The organism is Paenibacillus sp. FSL M8-0212, assembly GCF_038004645.1.
GTDB lineage: Bacteria > Bacillota > Bacilli > Paenibacillales > Paenibacillaceae > Paenibacillus.
In genome coordinates this window covers 5,656,094-5,678,902 of record NZ_JBBORP010000001.1, presented here as the reverse complement: position 1 = coordinate 5,678,902, position 22,809 = coordinate 5,656,094, and the positions used below count along the sequence as shown (strand labels likewise).

Here is a 22,809-nt window from a genome sequence, read left to right as displayed (position 1 = left end):
AGAATAAAGATATTCCCACATGTAAGCGATTTCCTAAATGCACATGGATTGGGAGAAGCTATTATTCTATTAAAGGAGGGCAATTATGAAACCATCTCACTTTACGGCGAAAGGGTTTATGAAAAAGGTACTCGGTATGTTCCTTGTGGTTGTGATGCTGGCTAGTATTGGCATACTGCCAACTTCAAAGGTTCAGGCAGCGGGAACTACTGTAACCTCAATGGAGTATTTCTCACCAGCAGACGGGCCTGTTATTTCAAAATCTGGGGTTGGCAAGGCCAGCTACGGATTTGTTATGCCTAAGTTCAATGGAGGCTCCGCGACATGGAATGATGTTTACAGTGATGTAGGCGTTAATGTTAAAGTGGGCAACAACTGGGTTGATATCGACCAGGCAGGCGGTTATATCTATAACCAAAACTGGGGGCACTGGAGCGATGGCGGCTTCAATGGCTATTGGTTTACCCTCTCCGCAACAACCGAGATTCAACTGTACTCCAAAGCGAATGGTGTTAAGCTGGAGTATCAACTTGTATTCCAAAACATCAACAAAACAACCATCACAGCGATGAATGCGACACAAGGTCCACAAATCACAGCAAGTTTCACAGGCGGTGCGGGCTTTACATATCCAACGTTCAACAATAATCCTGCGGTCACTTATGAAGCTGTTGCGGATGATTTGAAGGTGTATGTCAAACCTGTAAATAGCAGCACCTGGATTGATATTGACAATAACGCAGCCAGCGGCTGGATCTACGATCACAATTTTGGCCACTTCACGGATGGCGGCGGTGGGTACTGGTTTAACGTAACGGAGTCGATCAATGTCAAATTGGAATCAAAGACTTCTTCGGCTAATCTGGTTTATACCATTACGTTTAATGAACCTACAAGAAATTCATATGTCATTACGCCATATGAAGGAACAACCTTTACAGCAGATGCAAATGGGTCCATCGGGGTTCCGCTTCCGAAAATTGATGGGGGAGCGCCAATCGCCAAGGAACTGGGTAATTTTGTATACCAAATTAACATCAATGGGCAGTGGGTTGATTTGAGTAACTCCAGCCAGAGCAAATTTGCATACTCCGGTAATGGGTATAACAATATGTCCAATGCCAACCAGTGGGGTTACTGGGCCGATTATATCTATGGTCTTTGGTTCCAGCCAATCCAAGAAAATATGCAGATCCGTATCGGATATCCGCTGAACGGAAAGGCGGGTGGAAGTATTGGCAACAACTTCGTCAATTATACCTTCATCGGCAATCCAAATGCCCCGCGTCCTGATGTATCCGATCAAGAGGATATCTCAATCGGAACGCCAACCGACCCGGCAATCGCGGGCATGAACCTTATTTGGCAGGATGAATTCAACGGAACTACGCTGGATACAAGTAAATGGAACTATGAAACAGGATATTATCTCAATAACGATCCCGGTACTTGGGGATGGGGAAATGCAGAACTGCAGCACTACACAAACAGCACCCAAAATGTATATGTACAGGACGGTAAGCTGAATATCAAAGCCATGAACGACAGCAAATCTTTCCCGCAAGACCCGAATCGGTATGCACAGTATTCTTCGGGAAAGATTAACACCAAGGATAAACTGTCCTTGAAATACGGCAGAGTAGATTTTCGTGCCAAGCTTCCTACAGGTGATGGTGTATGGCCAGCACTGTGGATGCTTCCACAAGATTCGGTATACGGCACTTGGGCTGCATCAGGTGAAATTGATGTTATGGAAGCGAGAGGCCGTCTGCCTGGATCAGTAAGTGGTACCATACACTTTGGTGGACAATGGCCCGGAAACCAGTATTCAGGCGGTGATTATCACTTCCCGGCGGGGCAAACTTTTGCCAATGATTATCATGTATATTCGGTAGTCTGGGAAGAGGATAATATTAAATGGTATGTGGATGGCAAGTTTTTCTATAAAGTCACTAACGAGCAGTGGTATTCCGCAGCTGCACCGAATAATCCCAATGCACCTTTCGATGAGCCGTTCTACCTTATTATGAACTTGGCAATCGGCGGAAACTTTGACGGTGGCCGCACTCCGAACGCCTCCGATATTCCGGCGACTATGCAAGTGGATTATGTACGCGTGTATAAAGAACAGTAATAAAACAGCAGTTTCCGCAATGAACAAGCCGTTGATCTGGTGATGATCAACGGTTTGTTTGTTCATTTGAATTGATGTTGTACCCGCCGTCACAACCTTTTGTTGCCAGGAGGAGTCCTGATTTTTCTTTCTTCGTTTTTTAGTTTCTTAGTTATTTTTCCGTCGTTAATAAAAATCTTTCAAATGCTTCACGGGGATCGATATTCATTCGTTCTGCCAGAACGATCAGCCACCAGAGGCATTCTCCCAGCTTGTGTTCCAGTTCGGGATTGCTTTTGTTCACCGGCCAACGCCCTGCTGAGAAATGGTCAGTCGGCCGACCAAACCCGCGTCCGTCAGGAAGGCTAACGCATCCTCTTCCACAGTCCATTCAGTCTGATGAAATTGCCTTTCCAGATTGTGATACTGCTCTCTAAGCCGAACGGAACGTACAACCGCTTCGCAAAAGTCCATAACATTTCGAATTCTCCTTTTATTTTTAAAATGGATATTTTCCTCGGTTCTGCGCCCTCCTATAGTTATGGATATTCACGATTATTTGCGTCGTCAAGATTAAGATAACCACTCTTTCACTATACAACCCTTAATTGGACATCAGCGTGTCATATTATAGAAATGACTGAAGAAATATGAGAGATTCAATTTTGCCTACCCATACTGAAATGATTGATTTCATCATAGAGAATAGTGTGATAGACATGCGAGTTTTATTTAAAGGCCATTTTCTTGGAGAAGAAATTATCGGACTTTATCAGTTTATCTTGAAAGATGACCATATTGAGCAATTGAGGGCGGATTTGGAATAAGCAGCTGCGTGAAGCGATTGATAATCAGCATATCATCCACTTTTGGTACTTTAACTCTGCAGGGCAAGCAAGCCGGCGGAGTGTGGAACCGGTGCAATTGATCTTTAAGGCCAGAGCCTGGTATTTGGCTGGTTACTGTATGTCCAGAAAGGACTCCCGCATTTTCAAGATCAATCGAATGAGAGATATCGAGGTTACCGATGAGCATTACGAGCCCAGGATGGAAGTCCAGGCAATTAAAGAGGCAGAAAAACTTGAGGGGCAAGACCTTGTCGAGGTGACGCTACGAATTTCGGCCAAAGGCGCTTACCGGGTATATGATGAATTTCATGATTCGATGATTACGGCTGACAGCGATGGCTCCTATGTCGTGCGAGGAGAATTTCCAATCGGTTTGTGGCTTGATTGTTATTTACTCTCATTTGGAACCCTCCTGGAAGAAATCCGTTTAGAAAGTCTTCGAAATCGTTGTTATCACAGTTGTCTGCCTTAAAAAACCGGCTAAGCCGAAATGTTAAGCAGTTCTACCACAAACAAAAAGAAACGATTGAGCCAAGCTTCGCGAATGCAAAAAACTCCATGGGTTTCGCTATTGCCGTGTGCGTGGACTCTCCAACGTCACGGAACGAGCATTGATGCTTCCGCCGTTCAGAATATAAGAAGATGGCGATCCACAAGTGCTCGGGCCAAGCATGGGAGGAGAGGATTTCTCCTACTACCTCCAGCACATTCCTGGCGCATTTGTGTTTGTGGGGTCTAACTCGCCCTATGTGCTGCATCATCCGAAGTTTAATCCGGAAGAGGACGCTATGCTCCCAGCTGCGGAGTATTACAGCCATCCAGCCGTACGCTGTCTCAAAGAATTGAATACTCGATAAGCCGCGAGCTTCGCGGCTTTTTTGTTTCCCGGTTTGTACCTCCTTACTTTTACATGCTCGATATGCTCACGACAACAAGACAAATAGTGAAGACCGATCGGTTCTTAAGCCATGACAAACCGACCAGCAATGTTTAAAATGAATGCTAATCTACGCCAGTAAGCCACACGCTCGCGTGAATGAAATGTATTTTGGTAGCATACATGCAAAAGCGAAAATCCGTAAAATCGGAATTTCGCTTTTTGTCAGTATTTTTTTTCTTTGCAGTTAATGAAGCCAGGGCGGAGGTTAATTCGATATCTTGCCATTTACCGTCAATTTGTGCCCTAAACTTTGCACGAACTACCAAAACCATCATAACTATAACTGCCTCCGATTTGATGGTTGTGCTAATTCCAATACGATTTACTATCGATTTTCTGTACCATGATCTATAGCTTTCCCTTTTTCATCCGAAAGAGTTTATTCTGTAAGAAGGCATCTACAGTAATCGGTTCATTAATTATGACCTCAGTTGGTGCATCTACATTCACGAGGAAAAGCGGCTTATTATTAGCTTCGTTAAATGAACATCTTTAGCAAACCCGCAGTTTTCATCATTAATAGCCTCCGATTGATCAGTTGTTATATTTGACGCTTTGAGCCAACTAACCAAATGTAAATGGACCTAATGGTGCTGTGAACGACTCGTATAACAGAATGGTCATTTTATTAACTAATGTTGAGCCAATCGATTCAAATTTGTACTTTTATGCTGCCAATGATCCAATTAACCATGTTAATCCTTAGAGTATACGGCATTCGGATTGATGCACATGCGTTATTGAGATAATTTTTTGAAATCTGTACAGTAAATCGAATGAATCATGTCGGGTCAGAGAACTTTTTCTATGTAGGTTTGTAAAATCTTCTTGCGGACTCACAATGCACTACTTAATGTTTTCAATCATAATATCTTTTATTTATGTTTGTTCAATCAACGCTATTGTGTCATAATAGTTCTTTTGTCTTATTTATTGAATAGAACACTTTTTTTGTTGTTTATTTCAAATTAGCTATAATCAAATTTGAAAAATTAATGAAAAGTGTACAAAGTCAGGTGTTTTAGTGTCGAACTTGTGATAATATTATTCTAGTAATTTTTTCTTATTGAAGAACATTACTACAATTTCATAACTAATGAAAGGTACGTGAGGCCCATTATGAAATCTAGGAAGGAGGATGCAATCATGGGAAGTCTACCAGAAAAATGTATTGATCTCGTAGGCTTCGCTGCGCAGCAGCAGCTTATCTCAGAAACCCAAGGATCATAAAAGGATTGCAGAAGCAGAGCATTTGTTTCAACAAATGACTAAAACCAAATCGCCCTTTCTTAGCCATCAATTGGAGCGATCAATATGCAAAACCATCTTATAGAACGTCTCTTACATAAAGTCGATGAAAAATCCAAAGACACAAAAGTTTTTAGAGCTAATTGTCATTCATAGAACTGTGTTTTCTGACGACACAGATGGTCAGCGAGACTTCATTCTCCGTGATGCGAAGTGACGTATAGCAAAGGAAAATAAGAATACGAGGCAGCTACTTTATGAGGAGTAAAACACATGTTGACAGAGACCAGTAGCTGCACTTCATTTGGTTCTCATTCAGTATGCTTTAGGAGATATGTCAAATGAATAAAATTAAAATACTAATGTTGATGATTCTAGTTTCTTTTATCATGTATTCAACAAGGACGTACGCGGATAATAGCATAAGCTCCTTTACAGCTTCTATTGAAAACTCCCAAAGTTCTACCGGGTTTATGAAGTCCGTTAAGCCAGGAGACGAAGTAAAAGTAAAGGTAAAAGTAAATAATGTTAGTAAGAAAGAAAAAGAGTTTACAATATACCCCACGGATGTACTTTCCGATCTAAGAGGTGGTTGGACATATCCACTTAAAGAGAATGTTCCATCTTTATTTGGAACATGGATAAAAGAAACTCCTGAAAAAGTAAAGTTAAAACCTAATGAAAGTAAAGAATTCGTATTTACTGTCAACGTCCCAAAAGATACTAAACCTGGTCAATACATAGCTGCGATAGTGTCTCAGGAATTCACTCCTGCTGAAGAAGCGACCGTAACTTCTGGCATGAGCACACAAACCAATTCCAACACTCAATTACCCTTGCAAGTTGTATTGAATGTGGATATCGAGAAATCCACTCGTAAAATGGATATAGGAAAGTTATCTCATACATTCAATAATGATGGATTGCTAACCGTTTTTGTACCTCACATAAATAAAGGTACTATTCTTGAGAAGCCTCAAGGAATTTTAATATTGAAAGCCAAGGACGGTACTGAACTTGTTAAAGAGACTTACACTATGGATTCTGTGTATGTTAAAACAACGGGTCTTTACGATCTAAATGTGCCCAATATTCTAACACCTGGAAAGTATGATTTAGAGTATGAAGTTAAGTATGATGAAGCAACTTTAAGAGGTACATATCATTTCCAAGTAACCACTGCAGATCTAATGAACGCGATGGACAAAGCTGACAACGTAGGTACCCCCTATGATTTAGGATTTTGGTCATTCATTAAAGAGTTCTGGATTTGGATCATCATAGTTATATCGATCATTATACTTTTAATGATTGTCATAATAATATTGCTTTTAAGAAGGAGAAAAAAGGATGAGAAAGAAGAACGTGTTAAAGAAGTTACCTAGCATCTTGTTATCAGCAGCATTAGCACTGTCTGTTATAGGATCTGGTCAAGCAACAGCAGCAACGAACTTAATTCAAAATGGAGGATTCGAGGGTCCTGCAGCTGGAGGTTCTGGAGCGAATTGGTCCTTTGGGACAATAGGTAATACCCCTCAGTCTCTACAAGCGGCGGTCACCGGTGAAGATCCATACGAAGGAAGTAAGGCTCAGATCTTAGCAGAAGACGGTCCTAGTCTTGCCGGAGATAACCTTAGGGTAATTAGCGATAGTTATCCAATCGTACAAGGTCAAGGATTAACTCTTAAGTTTAAAAGTAAAATCGTAAATATAGCAGATGCAAGTCTTAACTATGCAATCGTATTTTACGACAATGCCGATACGTTAGTAGGAGAAGTAACCAGCAGTCCTGTAACGTCAGCAACAGTAGGATACTCAGACTTCATTCTGAGAGCAACTCCACCAGCCGGTGCTACTAATTTCAAAATTCGATTTGATTCAATCATTTCTCAAGACGGTGGCTCTTATAAATTATTTATAGATAACGTAGAAGTTAATTCAACGTCCAATACTGTACCGGTTTCAGGAGATACTCAAGTAGGAGTTATTGGAGGAGAGCTCGAGTTTTACATATCGTCAGGTTCATTTAATGATGTGGAATTGGACTACAATAAAACAATGATAAGCCAGACTTCAAGTAACGCTTCCGTGACAGACAATACTGGGGAAGCTAAAGGATGGAAGTTAAAAGTATCTTCAACGGATTTCATGAGTGAACAACTCGTAGATCCTTCTGGTACTAATGCTACAATTGTTCTAAAGTTACCTGCCTCTGCGGTAACGTTGCAAACAACACAACTTACACATGTATCTGGTCAGGCCGTAGATCCAACTTATGGACCTAACACAGGAAGTATTACGCTGAGTAGTGCAAGTAAAACTATACTTAGTGCTGATCCGGGATTTGGATCGGGATCATATAATTATCGAGTAGAAAATCATCTTATCGTACCTAAAACTCTAGAGGTAGTAAGCAAAGAAGGTGACGGTAACATCCAAGTGGGTCAGATGGTTGGTACTCGATCAGGAGTATACAAAGCTACAGTTAACTATGTGATTGGGACTGGGCTTTAAAAATAGGTAAGGAACTCAGAGTTGAGTTCTTACCTACCGTTTTAATATGATACAATTTTGCATGAGAAGAGAAGTAACCCAACTCAAGGCTACATCAGTGAGTGGGTTACTTCTTTTTGTCTTTATTAACAGGGCAATGACGCATAATATCGCTTCAATTCGAGCGCTTGAGAAGGTTGGCTTTCAAAAAGATGGCATTGCTCGACAGAATGTTCATATTAATGGAAAATGGGAGGATCATCAGATACTCGCGATTCTTAACCCATACAGTTAGTTCTTTAGAAAATGAGTAGTACTGCGTCCTTATAGCTTTACGTTATAGAGTATAGTAGGACGGGAAACGTTAGCTCAATAATATGAAAAGAAAGCAGCTGATCAATGTGATTGGCTGCTTTTCGTTTTAACTAACGAGCAGGATAGTTTAACGACTAAATGCTTCCGGGAATGGGGGAAGCAATCGCTATGTTTTTTTGCGGATCTTTTTATTTTTTTGTCCGCCACATGTGTACAAAAAAATAAAAAGATGATACATTAAAATCAATATAACCCTTTTTATAACAGGTTTTCCCGGAGAATTATGTGTCTCCTGTACGAGGACATGCGTATATCGAGGAGGGAATGGAATGTCAAGTCAAGCATTGGATCAATTTTTAAGTTCGAACATCGAAGATCTAAAAACTAAAGGTCTATATAACGTCATCGATACGCTGCAGGGTGCAAATGGTCCTGTTATTCGTATCGACGGAAAGTCCTTAATCAATTTGTCTTCCAATAACTATTTGGGACTGGCAACAGATCACCGCCTGATTGATGCTTCAGTTAAGGCGTCGCAGACATACGGGGCAGGCGCAGGGGCTGTGAGAACAATTAATGGTACGATGGATCTTCATATTGAGCTTGAAGAAAAACTGGCCCGTTTCAAAAAAACGGAAGCCGTTATCGTGTATCAATCGGGATTTAACTGCAATATGGCTGCTATATCCGCGGTAATGGACCAGCATGATGCGATTTTATCAGATGAGCTGAACCACGCTTCGATTATTGATGGCTGCCGCCTGTCGAGAGCCAAGGTGATTCGCTTTAAGCATTCGGATATGAATGATTTAAGACAGCAGGCGAAAGATGCCAAGGAATCCGGTCAGTACCATAAAATTATGGTCATCACCGACGGGGTTTTCTCCATGGATGGTGATATAGCAAAGCTGCCTGAAATCGTGAAAATAGCAGAAGAATTCGATCTGATTACTTATGTGGATGATGCCCACGGTTCGGGCGTTCTCGGAGCAGGTGCGGGAACCGTAAAGCATTTTGGATTGTCCGACCGCATTGACTTTCAAATTGGTACTCTTTCCAAGGCGATTGGCGTTGTCGGCGGTTATGTGGCGGGTAAAAAACAGCTGATCGAATGGTTGAAGCTGAGAAGCCGTCCATTTCTGTTCTCGACATCGCTACCTCCGGCTGCAATCGCTTCTTGCAGCGCTTCTGTCGACATTTTGATGAATGACAAAGAGCTGATCGAGAAGCTGTGGGAGAACGGCAATGATTTGAAAAATGGCTTGAGCCGGCTTGGATATGATGTAGGCCAAAGCGAAACGCCGATCACACCTTGTATCATTGGCGATGAAGTAACCACCCAACAGTTCAGCAAACGGCTTTATGAAGAAGGCGTTTACGCCAAGGCAATCCTGTTTCCCACGGTTCCGAAAGGAACCGGAAGAATACGCAACATGCCGACAGCTGCCCATACCAAGGAGATGCTCGACCAGGTGATCTCCGTTTATGAGAAAGTTGGCAAGGAAATGAAGCTGATTTAGCTGCATTCGCGGGAGTACATTTCGGGAGGAATGTCTTATGTACAAGATTTTGGTGACCGGAGCACTGGGCCAAATCGGTTCTGAGTTAGTTGTTAAATTACGTGAAATTTATGGTGCGGATCACGTCATTGCTACGGATCTCAGGTCATCAGCCCACGAAATTACCCGATCCGGGCCATTCGAGCTGCTGGACGTGACAAATGATAAGGCGATGTTCGAAATCGCCAAGCGGTACGAAGTTGATACCGTCATCCATTTGGCTGCGCTGCTGTCGGCTACCGCAGAGGAGAAACCGCTGCTTGCCTGGAATTTGAATATGGGCGGATTGATGAATGCACTTGAAATATCCAGGGAGCTCGGCTGCCAATTTTTCACTCCAAGCTCCATTGGATCTTTTGGTCCTTTGACTCCGAAAGACAATACCCCTCAGGATACGATCCAGAGGCCCAATACGATGTACGGCGTGAACAAAGTGTCTGGCGAACTGCTTTGTGATTATTATTTTCACAAATACGGCCTGGATACTAGGGGGCTGCGATTCCCGGGTTTGATATCTTATATGACGCCTCCCGGCGGAGGAACGACGGATTACGCCGTGGAAATTTATTACGCAGCCGTGACGGCTGGCCGGTATACATCTTATATCGCCAAGGACTCAAACATGGACATGATGTATATGCCGGATGCCCTGAACGCTATCATCGATTTGATGGAAGCGGATTCTTCCCGGTTGATGCACCGCAATTCATTTAATGTCACCGCAATGAGCGTGGATCCGGAAGCGATCGCTGCAGCGATTCGGGATGAGCTTCCAGGCTTTATCCTCGATTATGACGTTGATCCGAAGAGACAGGCGATTGCCGATAGCTGGCCGCATTCCATTGATGCGACGGCAGCGAAAACAGAATGGGGATTTCATGCTCGCTACGACCTGAAGGCCATGACAAAGGATATGCTTTCACAGCTAAGCGAGAGACAAATGCTTCGCAAGGCTTAAAATTATTATGAATTCGATCGAAGAGTGACATCGCTAGAAAAAGCAAGAAAGGGGAACTTATAAAAAAACAAAAACAGAACGAAAATGTCGAGGGACAAGAACATTGTTCCATTAAAGTCGCTATTACAGCGGCTTTTTTTGTTTTAAGGACAAGAACATTGTGTCATTTCGGATTAGGTAGCTATCTAAATAGCATCATGATGAAGATCATGTGGCAAGAAAAAAGCACATGAATTTAAGAATTCGCGTGAATGACGATTTTTTTATTAGAAATAACGTTTTTCCGGTAAAGACCAATCAATCTGCGCCAACCATCGGGACGCGAATATGTGCTTATGAACTCGTCGATGTCGGTTTCGTAGATTGCTCTTGGTATCTCACGCTCATGCTTAGGAACACGAATTGTGGCTTCTTGGCAGAGGTAGTAATTCAAATGTTCGTGTCCAAATATGAAGATGTATGAGGATTTATACTTAACGGGGATATTCTGTTTTGTAGTGGTGGAAATTACCCATCAAGCAAGTTGATTCAAAGTATATCGGACTCGCATTATAGCCACGTAGCTTTTGTCATGTGGATTCATGACAGGCTCATGGTACTTGAAAGCGTTGAGAACGCAGGAGTAAGGACAGTACCGTTATCTTCGTATCTGACTGCAAACATTATTCTATGCCTGCCTAGTTCTGACAGATCTAAGCAGGGAGTCGAGCCAGATCAGATTCGATTCGGCAAGAATAGCCTTTCTGTTCAGATCATACTAGTTTATTATCAAGTATCCTTCAGCAAGTCAACCATGTTAGAATAGTGAATTTCACTCAGTTGCTCGATAAAGTTATCTACCCTGTAGTTCTCCGGTTCAACTATCCAGAGACAAATTACTCCTACCAATCCAGATATCATGTATTCGAGGCCAATTTTTATCTTCTCATCGTGGCGATGATCGCCGATCCCCGAAAAAATGATCGTTTTAAAACCCTCTTTCAAGTATACGGAGAAGTTTGGATAAATATTTTGAGTGATCATTGTCTTAAAAAATATCATATTTGCTTCAATATCGTCGAAAATCGTTTTTAACATGGTAGCAAACATATCTTTATCCATCTCATGAATTGAACTCACTTCCAGGCTTAAGCAAGCATTTAAACTCTCCACGTTTTCCTGAAATAACTTTTCCATGAATTGAGGTTTATCTACATAGTGCAAATAAAATGTGTTGCGATTTATCATCGCTTCTTCCGCAATGTCCTGCACAGTAATTCGTTCATAGCCTTTGGTTTGTACTAATCTCAGAAACGCTTCTTTAATGGCTTTCCGCGTTTTGAGAATGCGCAGATCCACTTTATCTTTACCCAATTCGCGCTTCCCCTCCATAAATAATAGTCGGATTTATCAAAAGTGATGTTTAATTAACACATTGAATTATATCAACCATTGAGTCTTTTAAGTGTACGTTTTACAATTACAACTGTCAATTGAACTCACTAACTCATTCATAAAAGGAGAATTATAAATGAAAACACTGGCGATTGTTGGTGCAGGTAAGGGATTAGGATTATCTATTGCGAAGAGCTTTGGCAAGCGCGGCTTCCAAGTGGCATTAGTTGCAAGAAATGCTGCAAAACTGCAAGATATGGTGGATGAACTGAAAGCGGATGGTATCGAGGCATCTTATTTCGTAGCAGATATTTTTAACAAGGAACAGATTGAACAGGCTATGACCAACATGAAAGAAAAGTATGGTCGGATTGATGTGTTGGAATTCAGTCCAACAGCAGGCAATTATCCTCCCACTTCTGTATTGGAGTTAACGGCGGAGAACGCCAGGGACGCATTTGAGGCGAATGTGGTTAGTGCCATCCATGTCGTCAATGCTGTTCTCCCTGATATGCTCGCTAGGAAAGAGGGAGCCTTACTCTTTACCTCAGGATTATCCGCCATGTACCCTGTGTTCATGATGGGGAATATCGGTATTGCTCTTTCAGGGTTACGCAATTATGTTGCTAATCTTCATACTTCATTGTCTGCTCAAGGGATTTTTGTGGGCCACCGCTCATTAGGTTTATTGATCAAGGAGCCAGGTACCGGTGCAATCAATGATCCGGATGTAATTGCAGAGATGTGGTACCAGGCCTATGTAGAGAAAAACGTATGGGAAGAAGAGTATCCTAAGAATGTTACCCCCGAAAGCATTCTGTTTTAACATTGGTGATGATTTCAGCAGGTCATAACATACAGTTGAACCAAGTAGATGAGATTTAGAACTAGGCATATATTTTGTGCTAAGAAACGCTTGAAAGAGATGAAGAAGTCGCTATAGGAGCGACTTCTTTTTTGTTTGTACAGGAACCGATCTACTGCACGGATTTTAAGTAGTCGAGGGACAAGAACTTGTACCGATTAGATAAACACCTAACTAAGTTTCATACAATTTCATTTAACAAATGTGTAGGAAAAATAAACTAATTGTCCAGTGAAAATATAGTATTTTCTTAGTGTTTAGGTTAAAGACAAGTCCCTGTTTAAGCACTACATGCTACACGCGTAGGTTCTTTGATAAATAATATAAAAAGGAGGACGTAACCCGCGAAGGCGCGGAGGGCAGTGCTTAGACTTTCATGAATAAAAGAGGTGTCTGTGGTATTATATGTAATTATGGGTTATGAAATAAATGGATTATTTGAAAAGAAAATGGGGGAATCAAAATATGGAACGTAAAATTCAACTAATGGAAACCTACGTAAATATCGACTTTGGAAACTCACCCTTTTTAAAATTAGATAAAGGGTTGCAAATTCCATACTCTTCAATCGAGGGAATAACAACAGGTAGACCAATACCCAATGCTTTTAAACTATATGGTGCTTTATTAGGAGAAAAGAGAAATGGGTTATTTAGATCAAATGGTGGTTATCAACTCCACTTTTTTGAAAATGAGCTTGAAACTCTTCATTTAGATTTGAATAGCTTAAAAGTTGGTATGTTCAGCATATCAAAGTTGATCATTGGTGTTGAAAATCCTGAAGAAATAAGTGAAAATATTTCCGAAAGAGTGAAGTGATAATAAAGGAAAAGTGTATTACGAACGTGAGACGGTGGAACTTCGAGAAAAAAGCTTACGAGCTCAAAAACTTGTGAAGACAGATAATGGTTGCGATCTAGAGGAGAAGAAATAATATGTGCGACAAGACAACGGCAAAAAGGATCACTTCATTGTAGAATATAAGAATTATGAGATGGGCGGGAATTGTACATTTTTTCGGGGGAAGTTCTTTATTATGTGTACTAGGAAAGAATAAGCGGGGCTTATACAATAACATTAGAGATTGTAAACGCTTGCTTTTAATTCTGAGGATGCAATCAACGAATTACCGTAATCCCGTATATGAAGGATTCTATTATTCCAATACCAAAGGAGATGCCTTATGAATCAACAACAACTACCTAAGCCCCACCAGCCGCTCGTAACCCACATCTTCACTGCGGACCCGTCCGCCCATGTCTACGAGGGCAAAATCTACATCTATCCTTCCCATGATCTCGATCATGACGAGCCGAGCAATGATAACGGCGACCAGTATAAAATGGAAGACTATCATGTCCTCTCGATGAACAACGTTGACTCCCCTGTGGTCGATCACGGCGAAGCGTTGCATCTTAGAGATATTCCGTGGGCCTCCAAGCAGCTCTGGGCACCAGATGCCGCTTATAAGAACAATACCTATTACCTGTTCTTCCCGGCACGGGATCATGACGACATCTTCCGTCTGGGTGTGGCAACATCAGAGTCTCCGGCAGGCCCATTCATGCCGCAACCGAATTATATGGAAGGCAGCTTCAGTATTGATCCGGCCGTACTGGTGGATGACGACAATCAGTCATACATCTATTTCGGCGGACTCTGGGGTGGCCAGTTGGAGAAATGGCAGACCGGCAGCTTCGTGCCAGATGCAGAAGGACCTGCTCCTGACCAGCCGGCGCTTGGACCGCAAGTTGCACTGCTTAGCGACGACATGCTGTCCTTCCAAGGCAAGCCTGCCGAGATATCGATTGTCGATGAAGACGGGAATCCGATTCTGGCTGGGGATGAGGAACGGAGATATTTTGAAGGCCCATGGGTGCATAAATATAACGGCTATTACTACCTGTCCTACTCTACAGGAACCACGCATAAGCTCGTATATGCGATCGGCAAGAACCCGATGGGACCATTCACGTTCAAGGGCGAGATTCTCTCTCCGGTTATCGGCTGGACAACCCACCACTCCATTGTGCAAGTTGAAGACAAGTGGTATCTGTTCTATCACGACAGCTCCCTGTCGGAAGGCGTCAACCACAAGCGCTGCGTTAAATATTCCGAGCTGAAATACAACGAAGACGGAACGATCCAGAAGATCAACCCTTATCCGGGTGGCGAGTAAGCTGGCGAGTTAGCGGAAACTGATAGGATTACAAAATAAGGCATAACATGAGGCAGCTCCTGACGGGGCTGCTTTTTTTGATAGGAGGATTAGTTGTATCACTCAAACTTGAGAAAATCTCTGCTGAACAAAGAATATTTTTACTGTGACACTATGTGTAGAACAGTAGAAAATGATTCTTTCTATTGAGGACCAATACCATTAATAATAAGAGCCACTTAGAATATTTTGCAGACCAAATCGTTAGTCATCAAATGAGAAGTAAAGGGATTAATAAGAACGCATTATTCTGGATATTAGAAAAGATAGTAGCTCAATTTTGTGCAAACTTTTTTTATTGATTGGTTGAGAGTTGCAGGAGAAAGAAGTGTAGAAGTAAGTTGTACCTCAATGGAACGAAATTGAACAAATAAGAGATAACAGTTTCCCAAATTTTTCAATAAAATATATTAAATATGAAAATTCTCTTCAAGCTTAATTGAGTTTTATCATCTAGATGAAATTCAATCGGGATCTGAAATATGAGATAAACTCCCGATGTTAATGCCTACATGTCGAGGGACAAGAACTTGTACCGATTACCGTATTGGACAAGATTTGTTGGGATTGGTCTTCAGGGGATGCGAACGATGCTGACAATTTGGTGCAGGAAATGCAAGGAAAGTCTTTTTTATTTACGATAGTATTTAACTCGAAGGGAGGGAGAACGATGGGTTGGAGAGGATGAAAAGCGCAAACGATAATATCGAAACAAATTTGGCGAACAATATCTCATATGATGAAATAGCGCAGATTGCCTGTTGTTCCACCTATCATTTTCAACGAATGTTCCCTTTCATTACCGGAATAACGTTATCCAAGTACATCCGACGTCGTCGTTTGACATTCACGGCTTTTGAACTGCAGACAACCGATGCGAGGGTAATCGATGTTGCTATGAAATATGGATACCAATCGCCGGAAGCGTTCGCACGGGCGTTTAAGAATCTCCTTGGGACTATGCCGATATCTGCGCGCGATAAAGGCGTTTCCTTAAAAGCCTATCCTCGAATGTCCTATCATATCTCAATAAGAGGAGCTTTCGAGATGTTCCGCGTTTTGTCTTGTGAGTCAAGATTTACAAATGTCATTTACTGATGTTCCTCGCTCCTGATTGCCGGGCTGGGAACACAAATGATCCGATTGACTGTTCCATTTTGTGAGATGCTGGCGGCAAAAGGATACAGGGTGATTCGTTTTGATAATCGGGACACAAACTTATCTACCTATTTTAGCCATCACACTACACTGGATTTTGAAGCCCTCGCCAGAACACTTATGTCAGGACAACGCACAAATATTCACGAATATTCCTTATACGCTTGAGGATATGTCTGCCATCACAGCTGCTTGAAGCAGTTGGGGACGGAATTGAACGGATGCTCGGCATAAGAGTTAACCGATTGAGGGGGGAAGCAAGCATAACAAGCATATCCTCAACGTGAATAGTTTAATTTACAAAGCTAATAATAACCAGGAAATATTTCATTTTGTAAGGAGGAAATTCAGGTGAAGGCAGATGCAGTCTTTGAAGGCGGAGGGGTCAAGGGAATTGCTTTTGTGGGAGCCATAGAGGTGATGGAGGCTAAAGGCTATACTTGGAACAAAATTGCAGGGACTTCAGCTGGAGCGATTGTTGCGACATTGTTAGCTTGCGGTTACAACAGTGCTGAAATTCGGAATTTGATGAGCTCGCTAGATTATACGAAGCTGCTCGGACGTACAGGAATAAGCAGATTGCCTCTGTTTAACAAGACCCTTCCATTCATATTTGATTCTGGAATCTATAGCAATCACATTTTAGAGCAAGTGATGACAGATTGGCTGAAACGTAAGAACATTGTAACGTTTGGAGATCTTCCAGAAGGAAAGCTTTCCATTATCGCCTCGAATATAAGCAATGGTAAGATCGTCGTTTTTCCTAATGATTTGCCTCATTACGGACTGAAAGCATCTGAATTTCCAATTGCTGCAGCGGTGCGAATGAGCACAACATTGCCTTTCTTTTTTAAACCTTATCTATGGCATACGCCATTACAGAAGAAACCGTATTATATGCTGGATGGGGGCATGCTCAGTAACTTTCCGATCTGGCTCTTTGATGTGGAGGGGATTCCACAGTGGCCGACCTTTGGCTTCCGGCTGTCAGAAAAGCGTACGTATGCCCAATCTATGGATATCAACGGTCCGGTTTCTTTACTCATAGGAATATTCAAAACGATGTTACAGGCCCACGATCAAAGACATGTAGATGAACATACGGAAGAACGAACGATGTTTATTCCTACTGGAAAAGTAACAACGACGAAGTTCAATTTGACGGAAGAAGACCAGCGTTTCTTACTGCAATCAGGACATGTTACAGCAACGAAATTTCTGGAAAGTTGGGATTTTGAAACGTACAAGAATAAATTCAGACAAAATCATGCAATCACACCGATGGAACTTTACTTTGCAGAACAGCAGGAGGGACATAAAATTTACCAGTAACTATGATTTTCCCATGATGTATAAGCATAAAGAAACCTTCATGACCACTCGGTGAACGTGTCGGGGGACAATAACATTGTTACATTCAAGTCGCTGTTTTAGCAGCTTTTTTGTTTTAAGGAACCAAGTTTTTGTCCCAAGCTGAGGAACCTATTTCCGGTTAGATGCATAACTAATCGTCATCTTGCCCTTCAATTCATTAAACTAACGGGCAGGTTAGCATAAAAAATTATTTTCATTTAGTGAAAACTACCCTTAAAACTCTGGGGATGAGGGTTTCAGAAATGAAAAGAGTTATGGGATCATTGCTAACAGTCATCATTTTCTTGATGGTAATCCAGCCCATTTGTGCAAAGCCAAACGATGAACAATTGAAACGGCTTGTACTTACTTTGTTAGCACCAGGTGCGCCTGTTCGATTATCCTCAGAACAACAAGAACAGTTGAAACAAACGATTGTGAACTCCGTTCCGCATGATGTAGGCTTTACGGTACGGCACAACTGAACACTGGAGATCATTGCTGCCCTAATTGAGCGGGAATATGGCGTAACGTATTCACTTCGGGGGATTTCCAAAATGATGCATCGCCAGGGACTAAGTTACACCAAACCAACGTATACCTTGGCAGCGGGGAACGAAGAAAAACAACGAATCTTTACAGAATCCACGTTTCCCCATTTAAAAAAAGAGTGATCAGGGACGAAATTCAGCACATCCTTTTAGAGGATGAATCCATGATTCGCGACGACCAAGCGATTCAGAAAACGTGGTTTCTCCGCGGCAAGCAACGGATCATTCCAACCACAGGTAAACATCGCGGAGCAGGTTCTAAAACCGTCTTTTCTTTAGTTCAATTTATATAGTAGACAGTATAAAAATAAAAATCATTTATTCGGCCTTAGTCCTGATTCTCACTGGACTCAGGCCGTTTAGCTGCCCTGGAACCGTTCTTAATGTAGAAGTGGATGTATGCGCCAACATCCCTCTTGAGATCCTCAAAGTTTCGTAAGCGTGCAAATAATACTGATCATACTTCAGGGTTCCATCTCTTCGACTCGTATCCCGACCTGCTCTGGTTGAACTTTTGAAAGCAAACTCATCAATCTCCTCTCCTTATTATGGTATCAACCATCAGGAGGTAACTGTCATGCCGAGAAGAAACAAGCCTTATACTACGCAATATTTTTAACGTGAGCGTATTGCATTCACCGCATTATCTCGTGCTGGACATGCTAGATACGAGCATTTACTTCACTGTGGATTATAATATTCCAGAATTAGGAAGTTAATACGAGATGGTCATTTCGAGAAGGTGTTTTACAAGCAAACTAGTGAGATCAAGGAATGTTACAAATATTAAGGTTAGTGATAGCTAGTTAGCTTTTGAAATGTGAGGAGGTTAATTCAATGAATTCCCTTAAAAAGTTCATGCAGAGGTTCAAGATGAAAAGTCTCATGACGCAGAAGACTCATGAGATTGCTCAAGATACTCAGCTCCTATTAAGTATAAAAGGCAAAAGATTACAAGCCTAAATCAAAAATAAGCGAGAATTTAGTAGCTTTGTTGTTAAAAGTATACTATAAGCACTGCTTTATTAGGCTTCACCCTTTTATTCAGTGAGGGTAACATGTCTTTTGGGCATCAATTAACCCAGTCACACAAGTACAGCAAATCAATGATACTTATCAGGATGAAACAGCTCTTATCGCTAATCTTGAGATGGTGGTAAAAGTTATCAATGAGAAAGGTTTCAATGCTAAAGATTTACAAAATCTGCATCTCAGGTTTATTGTATCCTGACCGTCATCTTTGTCATCCATAAGTTTTAAATTAAGCCTGATTGAGTTAAAGGAGTCTCAGATTATCACGGGTATTCTCCACAACAGGGGAGTGCAAAGATTATAATTTAAGTATTTTTGACAATTCACTTAGAAATGCTAAGATAGCATCTTTCTCCGATAATTCAAGGTTCTTATATATTTCTTCTACTTTATCTAGTAAATGTTTATCTGCTGTTATATTATATTTCATAACATAAGTTCTAGCCATTATGCAATTTTTACTAATATCATCAAATTGTTGTGATAATTCCTTGTGATCTACTATGCCAAAATCTTCAATGAAAAGAGCATATAGTGCTCTTATTACTGCTTTATGATTACACATTAAATGATAACTTCTTATATCTAATTTTCCTCCATGCTCCATACTATCTGCTATATCCTTAAAAAATTGCTTGTAAGTATGATGCCCGTATAAGAAGCCTTCAGTGTTATAGTGAAAATCATATTCAAAGTTATGATGCAAGTAAGGATATTGAGATGTTTTTGAAGGATCATAATGAGTGATGATACCGTAGTTTGATCTATCCATTCCGGATAAATAATCAACTAAAGTATTATATATATCAGTATAGTCGAGAGTGAACCTGCTTTCGGCTAGTATTGATACCTTTAACACAGCCTTTAATTCAATTTTCTCAGACGATCTTCGCGCATTTAGTAAGTTTAAAAAATTGACCTTAAGCGTTAAATATTTTCCACGTACAAAATTATCCGCTACATAAAATTGTTTATTTTCCAAATCATATCCGTATATAATTGCTTGATGATTTCGATGAAATTCACTAAATGCGTCGGATCCTTCAATATAGTAGTGATCAAGATACATTGTCACGTATGAACCCTTATCAATATATTCTATTATCCGATCACATAAATTGTCTTTAAGTATTTCATTTGTTACATCTTCTTCCAACAAAAAGTCATGGTTGCTATATTCTAAAAAATACTTCCTGCCGTCGCAGTATTTCGTCCGACATCGATAAAAGTCGAAATAATCACCGTTACAAAAATCAAAATATTCATTGTCCTTGGCATAAGCTATTCTTATAAACCTTGCCAATATCCAAGACTTTAGCTGATCATGTTTAGATACTATTGCAACTATATTAGCCTGATTGCTATACGTATCAATGATCGGAGTCTTATCAAAGTCCAGTACCTTCATCATTAGTGATCCCCCAATTCTATAGCCTATATTGTTAAACTAATTGAAATTTATATTTTGGAAAAATTTGCATGTTACAACGTCGTTATGAAGGTAGTATTGAACAGTTGGACGACAAGAACAAAAAACACCTAAGCGAATTATGAAGTGCGTTTTTATATATAAGTTCTTGTTGCTTGCTCAGGGCAAGAACTTAATGCTCTGTACTAATAAATATACTCTTTTCACACGCAGATCTAAGTCGCTCATTCTAAATACATTTTTCTCCCAATTTTTTGCTAATTTTGGAATATGTATTTCAAAAAAATATATATTTTTTTTCATTATTTGTCAATTGTCACTTAGGAAAATATAATATATCTCTTAAGACAGATTGTAATACGAGGTGCGACACCTAAAAAGTAACCCATGACGAATACTCTAGAATGAAGGTACCACCCACCACCTAGAAGGAGAACTCGTCATGAGCTATAAACCATTTACCATAAACGTGCGTACAAAAATGGAAACGCTAAATCATTTAGGCTCGAGTGCAAGAGCGATAGCTCAGTAGATCAAGCGCCACCATTCTACCGTTTCTCGTGAGCTTAATCGTATGAATAACCAATCTTTAGCTTATGAAGCTACCAATGCACAGGCGGATTACCAACACAATCGCATGCAAAGTAAACCTAGAGGGAAGTGGACGAAAGACAGAGTACACTACCTTACTCAAACGCTCGCTGCAACATGGTCTTCAGAACAAATAGAAGGTCGTAAGAAAACATGATTATTCTGAGCAAGATGTATCCTTTAAAACCATATACCGCTGGCTTTACCAAGGTAAGCTAGTCCAAAGGAACACAACCCTCTTGCGACATAATAAATAGCGTAAAAAGACGCGTGAAAATAGAGGTCGCTTTAATCAAGGGCTATCGATAGGCAACGTCCAAGAGAAGTGAAGCAACGTGAAACCTTTGGTCATTGGGAACTTGATACTGTCGTTTCTAGTGGAGGTAAAAGTAAAAACTGTTTAGCTAACTTTATCGAGTGTAAAACACGTTATTACTATGCTGTGAAGATGCTAGACCGTTCAGCCTTATCTATGGAGCAACTCTTATGGAAACAACAAGTATACCGACATGTATAAAATACTATCGAAATAATCGTGCGGATTTATGAATTATTGAAAGAGATAGAAGAGACCAATAATTTATATCTATGACTTTACTTAGTTTAAGATATAGTGATATACTTATATGGGTGATTTTTACTTAAAGATATTTCATAGGATAGGGAGGTTCAGCCCCAATATGTGACTAATTCATTTAAAACCATACCACAATTATTCAAAGAAATTCCCTTACATTTCCTGAAAAGGACAAGTTAAATTACGAGGAATACGTATTGAATTAGGTGAGATTGAAAACGCTCTTACGTTGAATACAGAAGTATATGCAGCAGTTGTTCTTTATGATGACCTAAATGACAGGTCGTTCTTATCTGGTCATGTTGTGTTGTCACAAGTAGATCAAGAAAATTTAATTATAAAGAACATCAACTAAATGCTTACCTAGAAAAATGGATACTCATTCCTTCCTGATATAACCGTACATAACAGATTCCCTACCACAATAAATGGTAAGACCGATAAAGAACAATTAAGAAAATTGTTTGTAAGAAGGTGCATAACCCAGACTTAATCATAATTTTATTTTGTATTTGTTCTAGGGGAAATATTTTTATGCTTAAACCTTAAATTACTGTAGAAAAGGTGGAAATTATTTATGAATTTTGAAGAAGCAGACTCCGTCATTAGTACCTCAGTAACTCGTATTGTTAAATCAAATCTCCAACCCCAGACGGAAATTAACGACACTGATACTTTAAAAAATCTAGGCATGGACTCTTTTAAATGTATGAAAATCATTTTGGATTTGGAAAAAGAATTTAATATAGAAATTGATGATGAGGACCTACTAATCGAAAACTATGAAAATATTATTAGCATTGTTAATTTAGTCAACAGATTAAGTAACAATTCGAAACCCTAATAATCTTAGTTGGAGGGAATCAATTGAACTCCGTCTTACTTCCATTAAACACTCCTATGTCAAAAGCCTACTCTCATAATGCATATCAGCTAACAGAAACAAAAACATGCATCTTCATGAATTATATACATTTAGTGGTGGAAACGGGGAAATATCGTTCGAAATAACCTTGGAACAAGGTTTGGTCTCCACTTACACCATAGCCCAATATAACCCCCGTAAATCCACTGTAATGAGTCCTATAGTAGCGAATGTGTAAACCGTAAGTTTACTCAAGCTGAAACGCTTGCTCTTTAAGGCTCTATCAATATTCCCTATGTAGACATAAAGTAGTTGCGGATGC

At 40.4% G+C, this 22,809-nt stretch carries 20 protein-coding genes and 3 pseudogenes; 17 read left to right on the top strand and 6 right to left on the bottom strand.

The features are described from left to right. Positions 1-85: 85 nt before the first annotated feature. Positions 86-2,134 (top strand): glycoside hydrolase family 16 protein, encoded by a 2,049-nt coding sequence (locus MKX68_RS24970; RefSeq protein WP_340914439.1) that lies wholly within the window; start codon positions 86-88, stop codon positions 2,132-2,134. Between the two features lie 151 nt (positions 2,135-2,285). Here MKX68_RS24970 and MKX68_RS24965 read toward each other — a convergent pair whose 3' ends face one another. Further along, positions 2,286-2,417 (bottom strand): hypothetical protein, encoded by a 132-nt coding sequence (locus MKX68_RS24965; RefSeq protein ID WP_340914438.1) that lies wholly within the window; start codon positions 2,415-2,417, stop codon positions 2,286-2,288. Beyond that, complete coding sequence (locus MKX68_RS24960; protein ID WP_340914436.1) at positions 2,414-2,587, bottom strand: hypothetical protein; 174 nt, start codon at positions 2,585-2,587, stop codon at positions 2,414-2,416. The genes MKX68_RS24965 and MKX68_RS24960 overlap by 4 nt, the downstream gene beginning before the upstream one ends. A gap of 176 nt (positions 2,588-2,763) precedes the next feature. On the opposite strand from MKX68_RS24960, the gene MKX68_RS24955 reads away from it, so the two are divergent. From MKX68_RS24955 to MKX68_RS24945, 3 genes are all read left to right on the top strand, one after another. Further along, complete coding sequence (locus MKX68_RS24955) at positions 2,764-2,940, top strand: hypothetical protein (protein ID WP_340914434.1); 177 nt, start codon at positions 2,764-2,766, stop codon at positions 2,938-2,940. Then, a complete protein-coding gene (locus tag MKX68_RS24950; protein WP_340915500.1) occupies positions 2,930-3,433 on the top strand; it encodes a helix-turn-helix transcriptional regulator in 504 nt (167 codons plus the stop codon). Before MKX68_RS24955 ends, MKX68_RS24950 begins: the two co-directional genes overlap by 11 nt. 184 nt (positions 3,434-3,617) lie before the next feature. Next, positions 3,618-3,818, top strand: a complete 201-nt coding sequence (locus tag MKX68_RS24945; RefSeq protein WP_340914433.1) for a M20/M25/M40 family metallo-hydrolase — start codon at positions 3,618-3,620, stop codon at positions 3,816-3,818. Between the two features lie 145 nt (positions 3,819-3,963). On the opposite strand, the gene MKX68_RS24940 is transcribed toward MKX68_RS24945, so the two are convergent. Beyond that, on the bottom strand, positions 3,964-4,176 hold the full coding sequence (locus MKX68_RS24940; protein ID WP_340914432.1) for a hypothetical protein: 213 nt from the start codon (positions 4,174-4,176) through the stop codon (positions 3,964-3,966). A gap of 1,314 nt (positions 4,177-5,490) precedes the next feature. Between MKX68_RS24940 and MKX68_RS24935 the strand changes: the two genes are divergently transcribed. The 6 genes and pseudogenes from MKX68_RS24935 to MKX68_RS28730 all read left to right on the top strand — a co-directional run bounded on the left by MKX68_RS24935 (position 5,491) and on the right by MKX68_RS28730 (position 11,279). Continuing rightward, positions 5,491-6,534 (top strand): COG1470 family protein, encoded by a 1,044-nt coding sequence (locus tag MKX68_RS24935; RefSeq protein WP_340914431.1) that lies wholly within the window; start codon positions 5,491-5,493, stop codon positions 6,532-6,534. Further along, entirely contained in the window at positions 6,500-7,663 is a 1,164-nt protein-coding gene (locus MKX68_RS24930; protein ID WP_340914430.1) for a WxL domain-containing protein, read from the top strand. Before MKX68_RS24935 ends, MKX68_RS24930 begins: the two co-directional genes overlap by 35 nt. A gap of 133 nt (positions 7,664-7,796) precedes the next feature. Then, a pseudogene (locus tag MKX68_RS24925) lies at positions 7,797-7,937 on the top strand (GNAT family N-acetyltransferase); the annotation flags it as partial. A gap of 349 nt (positions 7,938-8,286) precedes the next feature. After that, positions 8,287-9,477, top strand: a complete 1,191-nt coding sequence (locus MKX68_RS24920; RefSeq protein WP_036673649.1) for a glycine C-acetyltransferase — start codon at positions 8,287-8,289, stop codon at positions 9,475-9,477. 37 nt (positions 9,478-9,514) lie between these two features. After that, positions 9,515-10,474: an L-threonine 3-dehydrogenase gene (locus tag MKX68_RS24915; RefSeq protein ID WP_340914429.1), complete on the top strand. Its 960-nt coding sequence runs from the start codon at positions 9,515-9,517 to the stop codon at positions 10,472-10,474. Between the two features lie 469 nt (positions 10,475-10,943). After that, on the top strand, positions 10,944-11,279 hold the full coding sequence (locus MKX68_RS28730) for a YiiX/YebB-like N1pC/P60 family cysteine hydrolase (protein WP_445671129.1): 336 nt from the start codon (positions 10,944-10,946) through the stop codon (positions 11,277-11,279). Here the strand turns inward: MKX68_RS28730 and MKX68_RS24910 are convergent. Beyond that, complete coding sequence (locus MKX68_RS24910; RefSeq protein WP_338587028.1) at positions 11,243-11,827, bottom strand: TetR/AcrR family transcriptional regulator; 585 nt, start codon at positions 11,825-11,827, stop codon at positions 11,243-11,245. The two genes, MKX68_RS28730 and MKX68_RS24910, sit on opposite strands and share 37 nt — an antisense overlap. Positions 11,828-11,984: 157 nt before the next feature. Between MKX68_RS24910 and MKX68_RS24905 the strand changes: the two genes are divergently transcribed. Both MKX68_RS24905 and MKX68_RS24900 read left to right on the top strand, forming a co-directional pair. After that, positions 11,985-12,674, top strand: a complete 690-nt coding sequence (locus tag MKX68_RS24905) for an SDR family NAD(P)-dependent oxidoreductase (protein ID WP_340914427.1) — start codon at positions 11,985-11,987, stop codon at positions 12,672-12,674. A gap of 504 nt (positions 12,675-13,178) precedes the next feature. Continuing rightward, positions 13,179-13,532: a hypothetical protein gene (locus MKX68_RS24900; RefSeq protein ID WP_338587030.1), complete on the top strand. Its 354-nt coding sequence runs from the start codon at positions 13,179-13,181 to the stop codon at positions 13,530-13,532. Positions 13,533-13,911: 379 nt separating this feature from the next. Here MKX68_RS24900 and MKX68_RS24895 read toward each other — a convergent pair whose 3' ends face one another. Then, complete coding sequence (locus tag MKX68_RS24895) at positions 13,912-14,070, bottom strand: hypothetical protein (protein WP_340914424.1); 159 nt, start codon at positions 14,068-14,070, stop codon at positions 13,912-13,914. Between the two features lie 9 nt (positions 14,071-14,079). Here MKX68_RS24895 and MKX68_RS24890 point away from each other — a divergent pair, with 9 nt between their 5' ends. The 4 genes and pseudogenes from MKX68_RS24890 to MKX68_RS24875 all read left to right on the top strand — a co-directional run. Next, positions 14,080-14,892, top strand: a complete 813-nt coding sequence (locus tag MKX68_RS24890) for a glycoside hydrolase family 43 protein (protein WP_340914423.1) — start codon at positions 14,080-14,082, stop codon at positions 14,890-14,892. A gap of 723 nt (positions 14,893-15,615) precedes the next feature. Continuing rightward, positions 15,616-15,981 (top strand): annotated as a pseudogene (locus MKX68_RS24885) (helix-turn-helix transcriptional regulator); the annotation flags it as partial. A gap of 459 nt (positions 15,982-16,440) precedes the next feature. After that, the gene (locus MKX68_RS24880; protein WP_340914422.1) at positions 16,441-17,421 is read left to right on the top strand and encodes a patatin-like phospholipase family protein; all 981 of its coding nucleotides are present in this window, start codon (positions 16,441-16,443) and stop codon (positions 17,419-17,421) included. A 398-nt stretch (positions 17,422-17,819) separates the two neighbouring features. Next, a pseudogene (locus MKX68_RS24875) lies at positions 17,820-18,244 on the top strand (winged helix-turn-helix domain-containing protein); the annotation flags it as partial. Positions 18,245-19,323: 1,079 nt separating this feature from the next. Here the strand turns inward: MKX68_RS24875 and MKX68_RS24870 are convergent. Then, positions 19,324-20,436 (bottom strand): hypothetical protein, encoded by a 1,113-nt coding sequence (locus MKX68_RS24870; RefSeq protein WP_340914421.1) that lies wholly within the window; start codon positions 20,434-20,436, stop codon positions 19,324-19,326. 1,763 nt (positions 20,437-22,199) lie between these two features. Here MKX68_RS24870 and MKX68_RS24865 point away from each other — a divergent pair. Continuing rightward, the gene (locus tag MKX68_RS24865) at positions 22,200-22,466 is read left to right on the top strand and encodes an acyl carrier protein (RefSeq protein ID WP_340914420.1); all 267 of its coding nucleotides are present in this window, start codon (positions 22,200-22,202) and stop codon (positions 22,464-22,466) included. Positions 22,467-22,809 lie beyond the last annotated feature (343 nt).

What these genes read in the sequence shown, in the direction of transcription:
- MKX68_RS24970 (WP_340914439.1), top strand. Translation starts at nt 86, where the DNA reads ATGAAACCATCTCACTTTACGGCGAAAGGGTTTATGAAAAAGGTACTC.
- MKX68_RS24960 (WP_340914436.1), bottom strand. Translation starts at nt 2,587, where the DNA reads ATGGACTTTTGCGAAGCGGTTGTACGTTCCGTTCGGCTTAGAGAGCAG.
- MKX68_RS24955 (WP_340914434.1), top strand. Translation starts at nt 2,764, where the DNA reads ATGAGAGATTCAATTTTGCCTACCCATACTGAAATGATTGATTTCATC.
- MKX68_RS24940 (WP_340914432.1), bottom strand. Translation starts at nt 4,176, where the DNA reads ATGATGGTTTTGGTAGTTCGTGCAAAGTTTAGGGCACAAATTGACGGT.
- MKX68_RS24935 (WP_340914431.1), top strand. Translation starts at nt 5,491, where the DNA reads ATGAATAAAATTAAAATACTAATGTTGATGATTCTAGTTTCTTTTATC.
- MKX68_RS24930 (WP_340914430.1), top strand. Translation starts at nt 6,500, where the DNA reads ATGAGAAAGAAGAACGTGTTAAAGAAGTTACCTAGCATCTTGTTATCA.
- MKX68_RS24920 (WP_036673649.1), top strand. Translation starts at nt 8,287, where the DNA reads ATGTCAAGTCAAGCATTGGATCAATTTTTAAGTTCGAACATCGAAGAT.
- MKX68_RS24915 (WP_340914429.1), top strand. Translation starts at nt 9,515, where the DNA reads ATGTACAAGATTTTGGTGACCGGAGCACTGGGCCAAATCGGTTCTGAG.
- MKX68_RS24905 (WP_340914427.1), top strand. Translation starts at nt 11,985, where the DNA reads ATGAAAACACTGGCGATTGTTGGTGCAGGTAAGGGATTAGGATTATCT.
- MKX68_RS24900 (WP_338587030.1), top strand. Translation starts at nt 13,179, where the DNA reads ATGGAACGTAAAATTCAACTAATGGAAACCTACGTAAATATCGACTTT.
- MKX68_RS24895 (WP_340914424.1), bottom strand. Translation starts at nt 14,070, where the DNA reads ATGATAGTCTTCCATTTTATACTGGTCGCCGTTATCATTGCTCGGCTC.
- MKX68_RS24890 (WP_340914423.1), top strand. Translation starts at nt 14,080, where the DNA reads ATGAACAACGTTGACTCCCCTGTGGTCGATCACGGCGAAGCGTTGCAT.
- MKX68_RS24870 (WP_340914421.1), bottom strand. Translation starts at nt 20,436, where the DNA reads ATGATGAAGGTACTGGACTTTGATAAGACTCCGATCATTGATACGTAT.
- MKX68_RS24865 (WP_340914420.1), top strand. Translation starts at nt 22,200, where the DNA reads ATGAATTTTGAAGAAGCAGACTCCGTCATTAGTACCTCAGTAACTCGT.